This window comes from Pseudoalteromonas sp. 11L1 (assembly GCF_055397545.1).
In genome coordinates this window covers 1556065-1572097 of the sequence record NZ_AP041141.1, presented here as the reverse complement: position 1 = coordinate 1572097, position 16033 = coordinate 1556065, and the positions used below count along the sequence as shown (strand labels likewise).

Below are 16033 nucleotides of genomic sequence, written 5' to 3'. Positions count from 1 at the left end.
TATTCGATACTTATTAATCTTCACCGTAGCCTAAGCTTCTTAAGGCACGTTCATCGTCAGCCCAGCCCGATTTTACTTTAACCCATAGTTCTAAAAATACTTTATTTTCAAGCATTTCTTCTAGGTCTTTACGCGCTTCACGGCCGATCACTTTTAGCTTTTCGCCTTTGTTACCGATAACCATGCGCTTTTGCGTTTCACGCTCAACCAAAATAAGGCCATTGATGTGCCAAACGCCGTTTTCTTGCCATTTAAACTGTTCTATTTCCACAGTCACTGAGTAAGGTAGTTCCTCACCCATAAAGCGCATAAGCTTTTCACGGATCACTTCAGCAGCCATAAAGCGCATTGAGCGGTCGGTAACGTAGTCATCCGGAAAATAAAATTCGCACGGCGGTAAACGTTTAGTTACTTCTTCTTTGATCAGGTTAATGTTTTTACCCTGAGTCGCAGAGACAGGCATAATGCCTATAAAGTCAAACTTATCGCCTAAGAATTTCATGTGTGGCAGTACAAGGTCACGATCTTTCACTTGGTCAATTTTGTTAATAACTAACAATACCGGCTTGCCACTTTGGCTCACTTTGTTTAGTACCATCTCGTCATCGGCATTCCAATGGGTGCCTTCAACAACAAAAATAATCAGTTCAACATCGCCAATTGAGCTCGACGCTGCGCGGTTCATTAAACGGTTAATGGCGCGCTTTTCTTCAACATGCAGACCTGGGGTATCTACGTACACCGCTTGGTGTTTACCCTCGGTATGAATACCCATAATACGATGGCGCGTGGTTTGTGGCTTACGTGAGGTAATACTGACTTTTTGCTCAATAATCTCATTAAGCAAGGTTGATTTACCCACATTAGGACGGCCAACAATCGCAACCATGCCACAAAATGTGTCTATTTCGCCTTCATGAGGCTGTATTAAGGTATCAAGATTCATTTTTAAGTATCTTCAATGCTTTTTCGGCCGCTTTTTGTTCGGCTTTACGCCTTGAGCTGCCAACAGAAATAATGCTATCCATTCCATCAACGATACATTCAACCGTGAATGTTTGATTGTGTGCCTGACCTTTAGTGTCTACTACAGTATAGCCAGGTAATGATAGCTTACGAGCTTGCAAATACTCTTGCAGCAGGGTCTTAGGATCTTTTTGGTTAAGCCCTGGTGAAATAGCATCTAAACGTGATTCATACCACGCTAAAATAAGCTCTCCGCAACGATCAATGTCTGAATCTAAAAATACAGCGCCAATTATAGCTTCCACTGCATCTGCTAGGGTCGACTCGCGTCTAAACCCGCCACTTTTTAGCTCGCCAGGGCCTAAACGCAGGTAATCACCTAGCTCAAACTCAAGGCCAAATTCAGCTAACGTCTGGCCGCGAACTAAAGTCGAACGCATGCGGCTTAAATCGCCTTCACGTGCTTTAGGAAATTTAGCGTACAAGGCATTGGCAATTACAAAGCTCAAAATCGAGTCGCCCAAAAATTCGAGTCGCTCGTTGTGTTGACCTTTGTGGCTGCGGTGCGTCATTGCTTGCTCAAGTAGGCCTTGATCAGCAAATGTGTAGCCAATTCTTTTGTATAACTCTGTTACATTTTTTTTCATTGTTACTGAATATTACCTAGGCGTTCAAAACGAACACCAGTTGGAACCCATCCTGGTAAAATGTCATCTGGGCCATTATCAAATTCAAAACTCATCCATATAAAGACAGCTTTACCCACCAAGTTTTCTTTTGGTACAAAGCCCCAAAAGCGACTATCTTGGCTGTTATCGCGATTGTCACCCATCATAAAGTAATGATCAGCAGGCACCACCCATTCATCTGCAGGAGTGCCCAATTGCTGGTAGTAACGCCCTTTACGTTCAGGCGATTTTGGGTTGATTAAAATATCATGGCTAGAGGTCGTTAAATCTTCATTTAAACGCGCTAAAGCCATTGGGCCTTGCATAAATTCATCATCATTAATTAATTTAAAATCAATTTTATTGAATTCGTTGCAAAGAAGCGCGCCTTTTTGAACTTCGCCTTCTCCACATTTTGGTTGAATATACAAACGCTTATCGCGGTAAACAATTTTATCGCCTGGTAAGCCTATAGCGCGTTTAATATAATCAACTCTTTCATCTAATGGGTATTTAAAAACAACAATATCGCCACGCTCTGGTTCGCTCACATCCACTAACTGGCTGCGCCATACTGGGTCTTTAATTCCATAAGAATACTTTTGCACTAAAATAAAATCGCCTACTAATAAGGTTGGCATCATCGAACCCGATGGGATCTGAAACGGCTCAAAAATAAACGATCTAAAAATAGTGATAGCAGCAATCATCGGAAAAATCGACTTTGCTGTTTCAGTAATGACTGGCTCAGGCGCAATCAATGCTGCGGTTTCTTCATCAAGTTGGCCACCGGCAGAAGTCTGTGCAAGTGCCAAACGTTCTTGCCTTTTAGGGGCAAACATTAAGTGATCTATTAACCATATTAGGCCTGAGCCTAAGGTTAATAACACCAATAAAACTGAAAAGTAGCCAGCCATTTATTATCCCTTTATTTTTTATTTACCAACTTTTAAAATGGCTAAGAACGCTTCTTGAGGCACTTCAACGTTACCAAGTTGCTTCATTCGCTTTTTACCATCTTTTTGTTTTTGAAGTAATTTTTTCTTACGACTCACGTCACCACCGTAACACTTCGCGATTACGTTTTTACGAAGCTGCTTCACGGTTGTGCGCGCGATTACATGCTGACCAATTGCTGCTTGAATCGCAATATCAAACATTTGACGTGGTATAAGCTCTTTTAGCGCATCAGCAAGCTGACGACCACGAGACTGCGCGCTATCGCGGTGTACAATAATAGCAAGAGCATCAACACGCTCGCTATTGATGAGTATATCTACACGAACCATGTCTGAGGTTTGGAAGTGCTTAAAGTTATAATCAAGCGACGCAAAGCCACGACTGGTTGATTTTAACTTATCAAAGAAATCCATTACCACTTCAGCCATTGGCAGTTCGTACGTTACTGCAACTTGCTTACCATGGTAGCTCATTTTAGTTTGCATACCGCGCTTATCAACACATAAAGTGATTACGCTACCTAAGTACTCTTGCGGTACTAAAATATTAGCTTCTACTACTGGCTCACGTATTTCTAAAATATCGTTTACCGCTGGTAGGTCAGACGGGTTATCTATTTGTGTAGTGCCCTCTTTAGTCACTACCTCATAAATAACCGTTGGTGCTGTGGTGATTAAATCAATGTCGTATTCACGCTCTAAACGCTCTTGAATAATTTCCATGTGCAGCATACCTAAGAAGCCACAACGGAAACCAAACCCTAACGCGGTTGAGTTTTCTGGTTCAAAGAATAACGACGCATCGTTTAAGCTTAGTTTGTTAAGTGCATCGCGGAATGACTCGTAATCATCCGACGCAATTGGGAACATACCCGCATAAACTTGTGGTTTAATTTTTTGAAAACCTGGTAAGCGCTCTGGTGCCGCATTTTTTTGATGAGTAATGGTATCGCCCACCGGTGCACCGTGTATTTCTTTAATACCTGCAATAACAAACCCTACTTCACCGGTACGTAAAATACCGGTGTTAGTTTGTTTAGGCGTAAAAATCCCCACATGATCTGCGGTATGTACGTTCTCGTTTGACATGATTTTAATTTTGTCGCCCGCGCGAAGTTCGCCATGTTTGATACGCACTAGCGATACAACGCCTTGGTACGGGTCAAACCAAGAATCGATAATTAGCGCTTGTAATGGCTCGTCTTTTTCACCAACGGGTGGCGGTACATCTTTAACGATCATTTCAAGTACTTCGGCAATACCCACACCTGTTTTAGCACTACATTGCACGGCATCAAGGGCATCAATACCAATGATGTCTTCAATTTCTTCGGCTACACGTAATGGGTCAGCTTGCGGTAAATCAATTTTATTTAGAACCGGTATAACTTCTAAGTCCATTTCGATGGCGGTATAACAGTTAGCTAATGTTTGTGCTTCAACACCTTGGCCAGCATCAACAACCAATAATGCGCCTTCACACGCAGCTAGTGAGCGTGATACTTCATAAGTAAAGTCAACATGACCAGGAGTGTCGATAAAGTTGAGCTGGTAGGTTTCACCATCGTTTGCCTTGTAGTTTAACGTTACACTTTGCGCCTTGATGGTAATGCCACGTTCACGTTCAATATCCATTGAATCCAGAACCTGCTTCTGCATTTCACGGTCGGTTAAACCACCACAAACTTGGATCAAACGGTCAGAAAGGGTCGATTTACCATGGTCAATGTGGGCGATGATCGAAAAATTACGGATATGCTTCATAAACTGGATTCTAAACTTCTATTTTAAGGACTAAGGTCGCATGCCTAAATAACTTGAAAATACTTGCTGTGCATTTTCAAGTTACTGTGGCATAAAAACGCAATTTTACATTTAATTGGCGTCAATCACCATCTATTTGAGTTAAAGGAAGGCTAATTGGATGAATTTTTATCACTTTAATCTCATGTCTAAGTGATTTCACCCATGTTTTAGCAATTAAGAAGCCGGTGATGCCACCTAATATCGCAGCTAAAATTTGCCAGCCTTCGGCTAATTGTATTAATTCACTAGCCAATAAGGCGAATATTAAACTTAAAAATAAGGGCAGCATGTAAACGGCAAAGGCATGTTTTACAACATGGCTATCATCCAGTGACAAGGTCACTTTTTGCCCCACCTCTAATTGCGTTTCAAATTTGTAGGGCAAGGTTTTTTTGGCAGTACCAAATAACTTACTAAACACTTGAGAGCCACAACGTCCATTACAGCCTTCACATGCCTGTTTTTGTTGGGCTTCTAAATGCGCAACGTGGCCACTAAGGGCCACGACGGTTAACGTTTGTTCTATCATTTATAACGCCCGTGAAACAGACTCAGCAATCGCTTTGGCGCTCATGGTTGGTATATTCCCCACCACAGACACATCAAAATTTCCGCCGTTGTGCACATAAATAGTGGTGGCTCCTGAGGTCAGAGCTCCGCTTAAACGCTTACCTGGTAGTGGCCGTTGTATAAATACTGAGACCTCAACAAATCCATCAGAGAATAAATAGTAATCTGTTAATTCATTGTTTAAGTCGAGCTTATGTCTATCGGACTTGAGTAATTCAAACCCTTCAGGTAGCCATCCAATAGTCCAATTCATAGCATTTGCTTTGCTTTGTTCATCAATTGAATTAGCGGGTAATGGTGTTGGAAAATTACGATTAAGTACTTCTAATAATAAGCTTGCCGGTTGCTCAGTTACGCTAATGTGGGTAAGTTGTAATTGCTCTAGCGCTTCGCCTTGGTGATTCACATAGGCGGCTTTCAACAATAAAGACGACTCAGTATCAATCCAAATCCAATAGTTATATTTGTCATCGTTTTTAGATTCAATTCGAACCAGCTGAGCAGGACGCCCCGCAATACGGCCTTTACCACCAAGCACAAAATCATAATGCGCACTTAAGCGGTTAATATCTTTAAATAAGACTTCTGGGATGGGGCCTGCAATCGAGTCAGTTGTTAACGAGTAAGGTTCTGATTGTGGCTCAAAGTAGGTAACTTGATCGTCAATGCGGATCATTTCAAGGCCTGCACCATTAAGCAAACTTAAATGCTCTAGCTCTATATCACCTTGTTTAGCATGCACCCAGCGGTAGGGCTCCATACTTTTACCCTTAACAACAACAAAAGAGGCGTCGAAATTACGAGTGTGAACTGCACTGGCCATTTCAAGCAGTAAATCTTTAGCAGGGTTTGTGTCATTGGCAAAAGTATTAAAACTCAGCACCAATGACATAATAAAAGTAATTACTTTCATCTAATTAGTTTTTTTCCTCTGGGGATGTTTCATCTGTTTTAGCTGTTTTTAACGAATGAGCCACTCGCGCTTGACGTTGATGTTCAAGTACTAATGCGCCAATGCGTTGCTGCTGAAGCTCTCGTAAACCTTGCTCTGCGTTATCAAGTGCAGGTGCTGATGAGTAGCTTACAGGCGACGCCATGCCGGTTAACGGCGTGGTTTGCAATAAAGGAATTTCGTTTTGCACAGCATCTTCACCTTGCGGTAAGGTGTTCACGCCAACGATAGTAAACATTGCTACGCTCGCAGCAATTGCTAATTGAGCAACCGGTTTACGCCAATTAAACGCCACTACTTTATTATCTGTTTCGGTATTAGAAGCGGTAGCCACATTGTCAGACTGACTAAAGTCTGCATAAACGGGCTCGCTCTCAAGTGCTAACGAAATGCGTTCGCTAATATCAAAGTCCATATTATTGTTATTTTCTTTAGCTCGCATTGCATCACCAATTAACGCGTAACGGCCAAACGTAGCTACATCATCCGATGCAATAGTTGCATCCTTTAATGTTTGTTCACCGTCAAGTAATGCTGATAACGATTCGTTATCTAAGCGGTTAACGTGTGCTTTTGTCATACTAAGACTCGCCTATCAATGGGTTTAATTTATTATCAATTGCTTCACGGGCACGAAAAATACGCGAACGTACCGTCCCGACTGGGCAATCCATAACTACGGCTATTTCTTCATAGCTCATACCCTCAATTTCTCTAAGAGTAATCGCGGTTTTAAGATCTTCAGGCAAACTATCAATCGTATTAAAAATAACAGCGCGGACTTCTTCGCTTAATAGTAAATTTTCAGGTGACGCGTTAGAACGCATTGAATCTGCACCTTCATAAAACTCGGCATCGTCAGCATCTATATCATTTGCTGGCGGTTTACGCCCTTGAGCCACTAAATAATTTTTAGCACAATTAACGGCGATACGGTAAAGCCAAGTATAAAAAGCACTATCACCACGAAAGTTTGGAAGGGCACGATACGCTTTAATAAACGCTTCTTGTGCTACATCAGCAATGTCACCTTGATTTGATACATAACGAGAGATCAAACCGGCTATTTTGTTCTGATACTTCTTAACTAATAGGTTAAAGGCGTTTTTATCTCCCTGCTGGACCCTTTTCACTAACGCTAAATCTAATTCCTGCTCGCTCATTCGAGCCGGTACTCCTCTGATTGATTCTTGCTTATTATTCATAGTGTCGCCATTGTTCACACCTACTCTGACCCCTAGATGAATAAAAAGTTCTGACTCATATTGTTTTTTTATAAAATAGCTACAAATTACGCGTTTATACGCTAAAACCACTTAGTAGTAGTTCAACAAATATGGTACAACTGTAAGTATTAAAAATAAATATTGCTCTATCTGAGCATTGTAACCGCAAAGTACCTCACAGATGAACCAAAATAAACATCACATTACCGATGTCGCTATTATTGGTAGCGGCGCAGCAGGCTTATCACTTGCTTTATCTTTGGCTAATTACTGTAACGTTACCGTGATCAGTAAAGGTGAATTAACCGAAGGTTCTACTCTTTACGCCCAAGGCGGAATTGCCGCTGTTTTTGATAAAAAAAATGACAGTATAGAGTCTCACGTTGAAGATACCTTAGATGCAGGTGGCGGTTTGTGTGACAGAGAAGCTGTTCATTACACTGCCAGTAATGCGCATGACTGCCTACAATGGTTGATTGACCAAGGCGTGCCTTTTGATATGGAATTTGATAGTAAAGGTAAAGAGCGCTTTCATTTAACCCGTGAAGGGGGTCATAGCCATCGACGCATTTTGCATGCTGCCGATGCCACTGGCAAAGCAGTGCAAACAACGCTGATTAGCCAAGTTCAAGCGCACAGCAATATCACCTTGTTAGAGCATTACAATGCGATTGATTTAATTACTGATAAAAATATCGGTAAAACGGGGTCACATGTTCACGGTATGCATGTGTGGAATAAAAAGGCCAAAAAAGTAGAAACCATTGGCGCAAAATTTGTTGCCCTAGCAACGGGTGGCGCAAGTAAAGTGTACCTTTACACCTCTAACCCTGATGTTTCTAGCGGTGATGGCATAGCAATGGCATGGCGTGCAGGGTGTCGCGTTGCTAATATGGAATTTAATCAATTTCATCCAACCAGTCTTTACCACCCGGAATTACAAAACTTTTTAATTACCGAAGCAATGCGTGGTGAAGGGGCCTATTTAAAACGCCCTGATGGCACTCGCTTTATGAAAGAGTTTGATGAACGAGAAGAACTCGCTCCGCGCGATATTGTAGCGCGCGCTATCGACTTTGAAATGAAACGCCTTGGCGCAAATTGCTTATATTTAGATATTAGCCATAAAGACAAAGATTTTATTATTGAACACTTCCCTACTATTTACGCTAAATGCTTGAGCGTAGGGCTTGATATAACCAAAGAGGCAATTCCGGTTGTTCCTGCTGCGCATTATACCTGTGGTGGCGTAATGACCGACTTTAATGGCAAAACGGATTTAGCAAATTTATACGCTGTGGGTGAAGTGGCTTATACCGGCCTGCATGGTGCTAACCGCATGGCAAGTAACTCATTATTAGAGTGCATTGTATTTGCCCATGCAGCAGCAAAAGACATTTTGAGTAAAATAGAGACTGCACCCGCGCTGGCTGATTTACCTAGTTGGGATGAAAGCCGTGTATCTAACTCAGATGAAGAAATTGTCATCACTCATAACTGGCATGAGCTACGATTATTTATGTGGGATTATGTTGGGATTGTACGTTCAACTAAACGCCTTGAACGTGCGCTGCATCGTGTTGAACTGCTACAACAGGAAATACACGATTATTACGCAAACTTTAGAGTAAGCAATAACTTACTTGAGTTACGTAACTTAGTACAAGTTGCCGAGCTTATAATTAGAAGTGCTATGGAACGTAAAGAAAGTCGTGGACTACACTTTACTATTGATTATCCAGAGCAAAATGAGAACCCAACGCCCACTATTTTGACTCCTCTACGTAATTAATTGCTTCAAGCGTTGCCCGTTTCAAGCGCGCATAGCTTTGCTTATCAACACTATTGGCTGAGATAATCAGCCAATAGTTTTTACTAAAGCCATTAATATACAGCCACACACTCTGACCAAGTAACCGGCTTTGGTTACTAATGAGCCCTTGAATTTGCCTGCCTGATCCTTCAAAACGAAATTGATTCGGCTCTAAGAGTATAATGCCTTGCTGTGGTTGAGCAGCCACGATTTTTCGCCAAACAATAATGCCAGCAAGTGTATTAAGTGCAATACAAAAAAGAGTTGCCACCACCGAGTTCATAAATAGGCACAACACTAAAGTCAGCACACAAAAAAAGACCACAATCGGTTTGTGGTCTGTTTTATTATCTGTAACGGTAAATCTATACACGAACTCGGTCTAAAATTAGCTGAACCATGCTGTTTAGCTCTGCGTCTTTACATTCTTCATGGCCCATAAACCAAGCGAATAAATCTGGGTCTTCTTGGGTTAATAGACGCTGAAAAATCGCTTGCTGTTTAGCATCTAACGAGTCATAAGCTTCTTCAACAAACGGCATAAACAAAACATCTAGCTCTAACATGCCACGGCGACAAGCCCAACGGATACGTGCTTTACTATGTATTTCAACCATTTTAAACCTCATATTTAATTAACTCGAGTTTACCAAATACGCGTTAATTTAACAGCACTAAGTTATAAAAACATCGTCTGTTAGTCGCTGTACCATACGCTTTAACTACGTTATTATGTGGCCTCATTTGTTATTGCAAAGAAGGTGTTTATGTCTCAGGTTTATGCATGTCCTTTATCACATCAGGTTATTAGCCTCTCAGGCGCAGATAAATTATCGTACCTACACGGACAAATCACTCAAGATCTAAATAAACTTAACAACGATAACTTTTTGTGGGCAGGTCACTGTAGTGCAAAAGGTAAGTTATGGGGTGTATTTAAGTTATTTTCTTATCAACAAAGTTACTTTTTAACAGGCTCAAGTGCAGAAGTAGAACGCTCTCTTGCTGAATTAAAAAAATATGCTGTATTTGCAAAAGTTGAAATTAATAAAGCCTCAGAGCGATTAATTGGTTTACTTGGTGATAACTTAACAGGCTTACTCACACAACTCGACATTCACTTTAGCGATAACGCCACGGCTTGTGACTTCGCTCACGGTAAAGCTCTTAAGCTTGGATCAAACCGCATTTTACTGATGGTTGATAGCCAATTTTGCCTACCTGACGATGTGTCGACCCTCGATGACGATGCGCTATGGCAGCAAGCATCTATACTTGCTGGTGAACCGCAATTAAGTGTTGATGCGATTGATGAATACGTACCGCAAATGGTTAACCTGCAAGCCATTAACGGAATTAGTTTTAAAAAGGGTTGCTACACAGGCCAAGAAACCGTTGCACGTATGAAGTATCTGGGCAAAAACAAACGTGCCATGTATATCGTCTCTGGGCAAAGCGAAGGACGACTTGATGAGCCTGATATTGAAACCCAATTAGGTGAAAACTGGCGCCGCGCAGGTAAACTTATTGCGCAAAGCTATAATGAACAAACACAGACTTTAACTGGTTTGGTCGTGTTGCCAAACGATACTGATATCGATCAGACTCTTCGTGCAAAACACACCCCTTCGGTAGAGCTAAACATTCTGCCTCTACCTTACTCTCTTGAAGATGAATAATAGGAATGACTATGATCGTTGCAGCAAATAAAGTGGTAAAAATGCATTACTCTGTTTTAGATAATGACGGCAATACCATTGATAACTCATTTGGCGGTGAGCCATTAATTTTTATCGTTGGTACAGGCTACCTGATCTCAGGGCTTGAAAACGCGCTGCAAGGCAAGCAAGCTGGCGATACACTAAGCGTAAAAGTGGAGCCTGAAGAAGGTTACGGTGAGCGTCATGATCACTTAATGCAAGCCGTACCAAAATCAATGTTTGAAGGTATGGAAATTGAAGTGGGCATGCAATTTCGTGCAACCACCGATGACGGCGACCAATCAGTAATGATCATCGATATTCAAGACGAAGAAGTGATTGTTGATGGTAATAACCCACTTGCCGGTATTACACTTAACTTTGATGTAGAAATTTTAGAAGTACGCGATGCAACAGCCGAAGAGCTTGAGCATGGCCACGTACATGGCGAAGGCGGTTGTGGTCACGAGCACTAAAACCCGCTGAGTAAAATTGCTATAAGTTTATAAAAAAAGCGCCTTAGGCGCTTTTTTTATAGCATATTATTTTGTGTCCGTAATTTGGCTTGAGGCTCTGCTGCTGGCATTTCAACAGGGGTTATTTTATCTTTAAGCGCAGCAACTAATCCTGCTTGGTCATTCGTGCCTAAGCGATACTGGGTGCCATCTTTAAGCGTTAATTGCACAGCACTAAAACCTGATACCGTATAAATCCACCCATCGTGTGTAATGCGAATACCAATACCATGGCGGTATGAGTTTTGTACTGCTTTTACATCAACTATGTCTTCTAATGCTAACTTTTGGCCAGCAACACCAGGGCCAAATGCCCAGCTAATATGGGTTTCATCAACTTTAATGGTTAAACCGTGGAACAAAAAGCCCACCAGCACTAAAATACCAGCAAATACGATTAACGGGGCATCGGCACCAATTAAGTTCCATGCAAGCGCAACAAAACCGCTGATCCACGCTAATACTACAAATATAAATACCGCATACTGCTTATGCTGATACATAACACTCTCTATTAAAAAGTTAAAAAATTAAAAACTGTACACTAAGGTTGCACTGAGCTCTGAATCGTATTTAAGCTTATCTTCTTCAGGCTTAGAATTATAACGATACATATAAGCAAACTTAAGCGATACCGCGCCAACCACTTGGCTAATTAATGCCGTTTCTGACTTTAACCGAGAGTTAAGCCCAGACAAAGACTGTTCTATACTGATATCTTGATTAAATCGGGTACGCTTAGATACCAACCTCTCCCACTGCATTGCAATACGAAGTAAATAACCCATTTTGTCTTTATCGTCGTCAAGTGCTGTTGACTCATCATCAGCAACTGAGCGATATAAACCTGGGCCAATGTCTATATCTACTTTATTTTTAACCCCTTGATAAACACGTGCACCATAACCGGTTGCTATCGTACTTTTAAAATCAAGACCGCTAAATTGATCTTCCTCATAATCCCCGTAAATAAAGAACGACGAGTTTTTAACCCCTACTTTATAGTTACCTTGTGCAGAAACAAAAACCCGATTAGCAGTCACATCCGACTCGCCCGTTTCTTCGTTTTCATCACGTTTGTACAAGGAGTCTATTTTGAATTGATTTCGCCAGTTTTCAAAATCTTGATAAAGATTCCCTTTAAGCTTAAAACTGGTGGAATTAGTGTTACCTTTACTTAAAATAAAACCAAATTCGGTATCACCATACAGTACTTCGCCCTTGTGTAACTCATGAATTTCTTCATCTGAGAGTTCCCCATATTGATGAAAATCTTCAAAGGGATCAACGGCCCAGCTAAAGCAGCTAAATAATAAAAGCAGTAATACAAAGGAGTATCGCAAAATACGTTCTCTTGCAAATGGCAATAACAAAAAAGCAAAGAGATGGTTATTCACTTTCTTTCCACAAAATATGACAAAAAGGCGCGTCTTTATCACGGCTAATTAAAATTTTCGCAAATAATACGTCTTCGTTATCAAACTCAAGGCCCACTAATACTTGAATAAAATGCTCAGGTTCAATTTCTAGGGCAACAAAGTCTTGCCACTGTTCATCGGGCTCATCTTCTTCAATAAAGCCTAGTTCTTCACGGTGTAGGTTAAATTCTTCAACATCTTTGTCGCTTAAATTATTGGGAGCCAGCTCTAAAAAAATATCATAAGCTTGATGAGTTGCTTCTTCTACCGTAAATAAACGTGGACCTGACATGAATGGTTAACCTCTGAGCTTTTAAGTGGCAATCATAATATCAAAAGTTGCTAGGGTTTTGATAAAAAAAACACGTTAATTACTGACTTTTTTATTTATTCCTAATACTTATAGATATTATTAAATTGGTTAGCACACGGGTCTGTTGACCTTGGAAGATTAAATAGCCATCAAAGATAGCTAGCCCCGCGTGTATTAAAAAATTCAGTTTGTTTTTATTCACCTTCACCCACTTTACTTAACATCAATAAAAACATAAGCTCAAACAACAGGTCAGAGGAGTGAACAATGATAAAATTAGAAAAAAAACAGGGTATCGCTACCGTCACATTACATCGCGTAGAAAAACAAAATGCCTTAAGCTTTGCTATGTTTGTTGAGCTTAACAAAGTGATTAAAAATATAAAAAAAGACGCCAGTATTCGTGCAGTTGTATTAACCGGAGAGGGCGAACACTTTTGTGCAGGGCTCGATATTAACGCGGTCATGGCCTCGCCATTCAATATCATAAAGCTCCTATTCAAATGGCTTCCTGGTAATCAAAACCTAGCGCAAAAAGTCGTACTGGGCTGGCAGTCATTGAGTGTGCCTGTAATTGCTAAAATTAACGGAAACTGTCTTGGTGGTGGCCTGCAAATAGCGCTTGGAGCTGATTACCGAATTGTTCATCACGATGCCAAGCTCGCCATTATGGAAGCGCGCTGGGGATTATGCCCCGACATGGGCGCTAATGTTATGCTTGCGGGCTTAGTTAAACGCGACCAAGCACTTTGGCTAGCAAGTCATGCTGACCCCATTAGTGCTCAACATGCTTTTGAACTCGGTTTAGTAACAAAAACAACCGACGATACCGATAAAGCAACTAAAGAAATGCTTGATACATTACAAGCGCGTTCACCTGACACATTAGCAGCAATAAAACGTGTAACTCAACAAAGCTATAAAGCCTCTGCTCGAAAAATACTCGCCAAAGAAACATGGAGTCAAATTCGCTTATTAATCAACCCTAATACTAAAAAAGCCATTGCTAAAGCAAAAGGTAAAACTGATATTGAGTTTGCAAACGCCAAACGCTGGTAATACTAAGGCACAATGCACAAAACAGCGTTATTTGTTAAAGTGATAATCCTCTATTTTATTGAGTCGTCGCCATGAAATACCTTTTAAGTAGCGCTATCATTTTGCTTTGCTTGGCAGCGGGCAAACTTATTATGCACTTTATTGATGCCAGTTTTCCTGCGCCACTGTTAGCAATGGTTATTTTACTGGTTTTACTTTTATCAGGTATTGTTAAAGAGCAGCATCTTACCCCGTGTGCCTCGCCTATTTTAAATGTAATGCCTATTTTCTTTATTCCTGCAGGCGTTGGGTTTATTGAACACTTAGCACTTATAAAAACCCATTGGCCTTTCTTAACCGCCGTTATTTTATTAGTCCCCTTGAGTAGTTTAATTTTAGTGGCAAGCCTAGTAAGTTACTTTAAAGGCAGAACTAATAATGACTGATTTCAGTAGCACCATTTTTAGCCTTGGCTGGTTAACCATTCCATTTATTATTATCCTTTTTATTGCACTAAGGGCTGTTAATCTTAAAATCAATCAAAGTATTTTAAAGTCATTAACCAACCCCGTTTTTTTAAGCATCGGCATTATTGCCTTACTACTCGTTAACCTTAAATTACCCTATTCACAATTTGCATCGCATAGTCGGTTGTTAACGTGGTTATTAGAGCCGGCCATAGTCGCTTTGGCCTTGCCGCTATATCAACAATTTATGCACGTACGTAAAAACTTTTTACTTATTTTAGTTGCCTGCAGTATTGGTATTATTAACGCCACACTGGTAGCTTTTGTATTAAGCGTTTTATTTGCTGCCCCCTCGCAACTGAGCGCATCAGTTGCGGCACTTAGCGTTACTACACCTATTGCATTACTTGTCACCGATTCACTTGGCGGGATCAGCTCGCTAGCCGCTGCCATGGTAATTTTTATTGGTTTACTCGGCGCTTTATTTGGCATTTTATTATTAAAACTAATTAAAATATTTAACTTTGAGGCACAAGGAATCGCAATCGGTACCGCGTGTCATGCTATAGGCACCGCGGCTGCAATTGCCGAGCATCCAAAAATAGGGGCGTTTTCATCGGTGGCTATGGCATTGAGTGCGTTATTAACTGCTGTAATTGTGCCAATAATGTATCCAATTTTAGTTAACACTTTGTTATGATAAGCAGATAAAACACTATCGCTAAAATAGAGTCGACATGATCAGTTCTGAAATTCAGCAATTTGAAAAGTACTACGCCCTACTTACTGAATATTTAGTTACCTACAGTATGCAAATTGTCGGCGCTATTTTTATTCTACTGGTTGGCCTGTGGGTAGCGAAAAAGCTCGCTGCAGGTGTTGCCAATTTGATGACGCGACATAACGTCGATATCACCTTGACCAACTTTGTTAGTAATGTCGTTAAAGTATTACTGATCATTATGGTGATCATAATTGCGCTTGGTAAAATTGGCATTAGTGTTACCCCGTTTGTTGCTGCAATAGGTGCCGCTTCTTTAGGTGCTGGCTTAGCATTACAAGGCATGCTTTCTAATTATGGCGCCGGGCTTGCAATTATTGCCACGCGGCCATTTGTGGTGGGCGATACCATAGAAATAAAAGGCGTTAGCGGCCAAGTAAAACTCATTGAGCTGGGTCACACCGTATTAATTAATGAAGAAAAAGTAGAAATAACCATTCCCAATAAGCATATCGTTGGCGAAATCCTACATAACTCATTTAGCTACTCCTTAGTAAAAGGTGAAATAGACATAGCCTACAGTGCCTGTAGTGATACCGCGATTAACCTAATTGAAAACGCATTAGCTAATCACGAACTGGTTGCTAAACAACCCAATGCACAAGTTGGCATAGAACGCTTTGCTGATAGCGGCGTTACTATTAGCTATCGATACTGGGTTCCTACCACTAAAATTATTGAAACTAAGCTCGCTATTAACGCCAGCGTGTATAAAGCAATTAACAATGCCAATATAGAAATTCCGTTTCCACAGCGCATTGTTACACTTAATAAAAATAACTAGCACTACGAATATAACTAAAGCAAAAAGCTAAATGCACTTATAACTATAAAAATGAGC

General features: G+C 40.8%; 20 protein-coding genes. 7 read left to right on the top strand and 13 right to left on the bottom strand.

Annotation, left to right across the window (positions count from 1 at the left end; genetic code table 11):
* Positions 1–13: 13 nt before the first annotated feature.
* The 8 genes from era to rpoE form a co-directional block, all read right to left on the bottom strand.
* Positions 14–946: a GTPase Era gene (gene era / locus ACZ5WS_RS07230; protein WP_138596050.1), complete on the bottom strand. Its 933-nt coding sequence runs from the start codon at positions 944–946 to the stop codon at positions 14–16.
* Entirely contained in the window at positions 936–1613 is a 678-nt protein-coding gene (rnc, locus tag ACZ5WS_RS07225) for a ribonuclease III (RefSeq protein ID WP_008466504.1), read from the bottom strand. Before rnc ends, era begins: the two co-directional genes overlap by 11 nt.
* 2 nt (positions 1614–1615) lie before the next feature.
* Complete coding sequence (gene lepB, locus ACZ5WS_RS07220) at positions 1616–2551, bottom strand: signal peptidase I (protein ID WP_178956448.1); 936 nt, start codon at positions 2549–2551, stop codon at positions 1616–1618.
* An 18-nt stretch (positions 2552–2569) separates the two neighbouring features.
* Entirely contained in the window at positions 2570–4357 is a 1788-nt protein-coding gene (gene lepA / locus ACZ5WS_RS07215) for a translation elongation factor 4 (protein ID WP_138608157.1), read from the bottom strand.
* 121 nt (positions 4358–4478) lie between these two features.
* Positions 4479–4928, bottom strand: a complete 450-nt coding sequence (locus ACZ5WS_RS07210) for a SoxR reducing system RseC family protein (protein ID WP_138608159.1) — start codon at positions 4926–4928, stop codon at positions 4479–4481.
* Positions 4929–5882: a MucB/RseB C-terminal domain-containing protein gene (locus ACZ5WS_RS07205; RefSeq protein ID WP_138608161.1), complete on the bottom strand. Its 954-nt coding sequence runs from the start codon at positions 5880–5882 to the stop codon at positions 4929–4931.
* A gap of 4 nt (positions 5883–5886) precedes the next feature.
* Positions 5887–6501, bottom strand: coding sequence for a sigma-E factor negative regulatory protein (locus ACZ5WS_RS07200; protein ID WP_178956449.1), 615 nt, complete (start codon positions 6499–6501; stop codon positions 5887–5889).
* A 1-nt stretch (position 6502) separates the two neighbouring features.
* Positions 6503–7084 carry an RNA polymerase sigma factor RpoE gene (gene rpoE / locus ACZ5WS_RS07195; RefSeq protein ID WP_010387792.1) on the bottom strand — a complete coding sequence of 194 codons (582 nt, stop codon included), beginning with the start codon at positions 7082–7084 and terminating at the stop codon, positions 6503–6505.
* A gap of 244 nt (positions 7085–7328) precedes the next feature.
* On the opposite strand from rpoE, the gene nadB reads away from it, so the two are divergent.
* Positions 7329–8939 (top strand): L-aspartate oxidase, encoded by a 1611-nt coding sequence (nadB, locus tag ACZ5WS_RS07190; RefSeq protein WP_178956450.1) that lies wholly within the window; start codon positions 7329–7331, stop codon positions 8937–8939.
* On the opposite strand, the gene ACZ5WS_RS07185 is transcribed toward nadB, so the two are convergent.
* Positions 8914–9270 (bottom strand): hypothetical protein, encoded by a 357-nt coding sequence (locus ACZ5WS_RS07185; RefSeq protein ID WP_178956868.1) that lies wholly within the window; start codon positions 9268–9270, stop codon positions 8914–8916. The genes nadB and ACZ5WS_RS07185 overlap by 26 nt on opposite strands.
* A 55-nt stretch (positions 9271–9325) precedes the next feature.
* On the bottom strand, positions 9326–9577 hold the full coding sequence (locus ACZ5WS_RS07180; protein ID WP_010387788.1) for an FAD assembly factor SdhE: 252 nt from the start codon (positions 9575–9577) through the stop codon (positions 9326–9328).
* A gap of 150 nt (positions 9578–9727) precedes the next feature.
* On the opposite strand from ACZ5WS_RS07180, the gene ygfZ reads away from it, so the two are divergent.
* Together ygfZ and ACZ5WS_RS07170 are read left to right on the top strand one after the other, a co-directional pair.
* Complete coding sequence (gene ygfZ, locus ACZ5WS_RS07175; protein ID WP_464711357.1) at positions 9728–10639, top strand: CAF17-like 4Fe-4S cluster assembly/insertion protein YgfZ; 912 nt, start codon at positions 9728–9730, stop codon at positions 10637–10639.
* 11 nt (positions 10640–10650) lie between these two features.
* Positions 10651–11136, top strand: a complete 486-nt coding sequence (locus tag ACZ5WS_RS07170) for an FKBP-type peptidyl-prolyl cis-trans isomerase (protein WP_008111743.1) — start codon at positions 10651–10653, stop codon at positions 11134–11136.
* A 56-nt stretch (positions 11137–11192) separates the two neighbouring features.
* On the opposite strand, the gene ACZ5WS_RS07165 is transcribed toward ACZ5WS_RS07170, so the two are convergent.
* From ACZ5WS_RS07165 to ACZ5WS_RS07155, 3 genes are read right to left on the bottom strand one after another with little or no spacing between them, the layout of a single operon-like run.
* Positions 11193–11678, bottom strand: coding sequence for a hypothetical protein (locus tag ACZ5WS_RS07165; RefSeq protein ID WP_198523572.1), 486 nt, complete (start codon positions 11676–11678; stop codon positions 11193–11195).
* A 27-nt stretch (positions 11679–11705) separates the two neighbouring features.
* Entirely contained in the window at positions 11706–12518 is an 813-nt protein-coding gene (locus tag ACZ5WS_RS07160) for a DUF481 domain-containing protein (RefSeq protein ID WP_464711488.1), read from the bottom strand.
* Between the two features lie 46 nt (positions 12519–12564).
* Positions 12565–12885: an HI1450 family dsDNA-mimic protein gene (locus tag ACZ5WS_RS07155; RefSeq protein WP_013465646.1), complete on the bottom strand. Its 321-nt coding sequence runs from the start codon at positions 12883–12885 to the stop codon at positions 12565–12567.
* A gap of 288 nt (positions 12886–13173) precedes the next feature.
* On the opposite strand from ACZ5WS_RS07155, the gene ACZ5WS_RS07150 reads away from it, so the two are divergent.
* From ACZ5WS_RS07150 to ACZ5WS_RS07135, 4 genes are all read left to right on the top strand, one after another.
* Positions 13174–13965, top strand: coding sequence for a crotonase/enoyl-CoA hydratase family protein (locus ACZ5WS_RS07150; RefSeq protein ID WP_198523573.1), 792 nt, complete (start codon positions 13174–13176; stop codon positions 13963–13965).
* A 71-nt stretch (positions 13966–14036) separates the two neighbouring features.
* Positions 14037–14390, top strand: coding sequence for a CidA/LrgA family protein (locus ACZ5WS_RS07145; RefSeq protein ID WP_464711353.1), 354 nt, complete (start codon positions 14037–14039; stop codon positions 14388–14390).
* Positions 14383–15111 (top strand): LrgB family protein, encoded by a 729-nt coding sequence (locus tag ACZ5WS_RS07140; RefSeq protein ID WP_178956455.1) that lies wholly within the window; start codon positions 14383–14385, stop codon positions 15109–15111. Before ACZ5WS_RS07145 ends, ACZ5WS_RS07140 begins: the two co-directional genes overlap by 8 nt.
* 37 nt (positions 15112–15148) lie before the next feature.
* Complete coding sequence (locus tag ACZ5WS_RS07135; protein WP_138609329.1) at positions 15149–15976, top strand: mechanosensitive ion channel family protein; 828 nt, start codon at positions 15149–15151, stop codon at positions 15974–15976.
* The last annotated feature ends 57 nt before the right edge of the window (positions 15977–16033 follow it).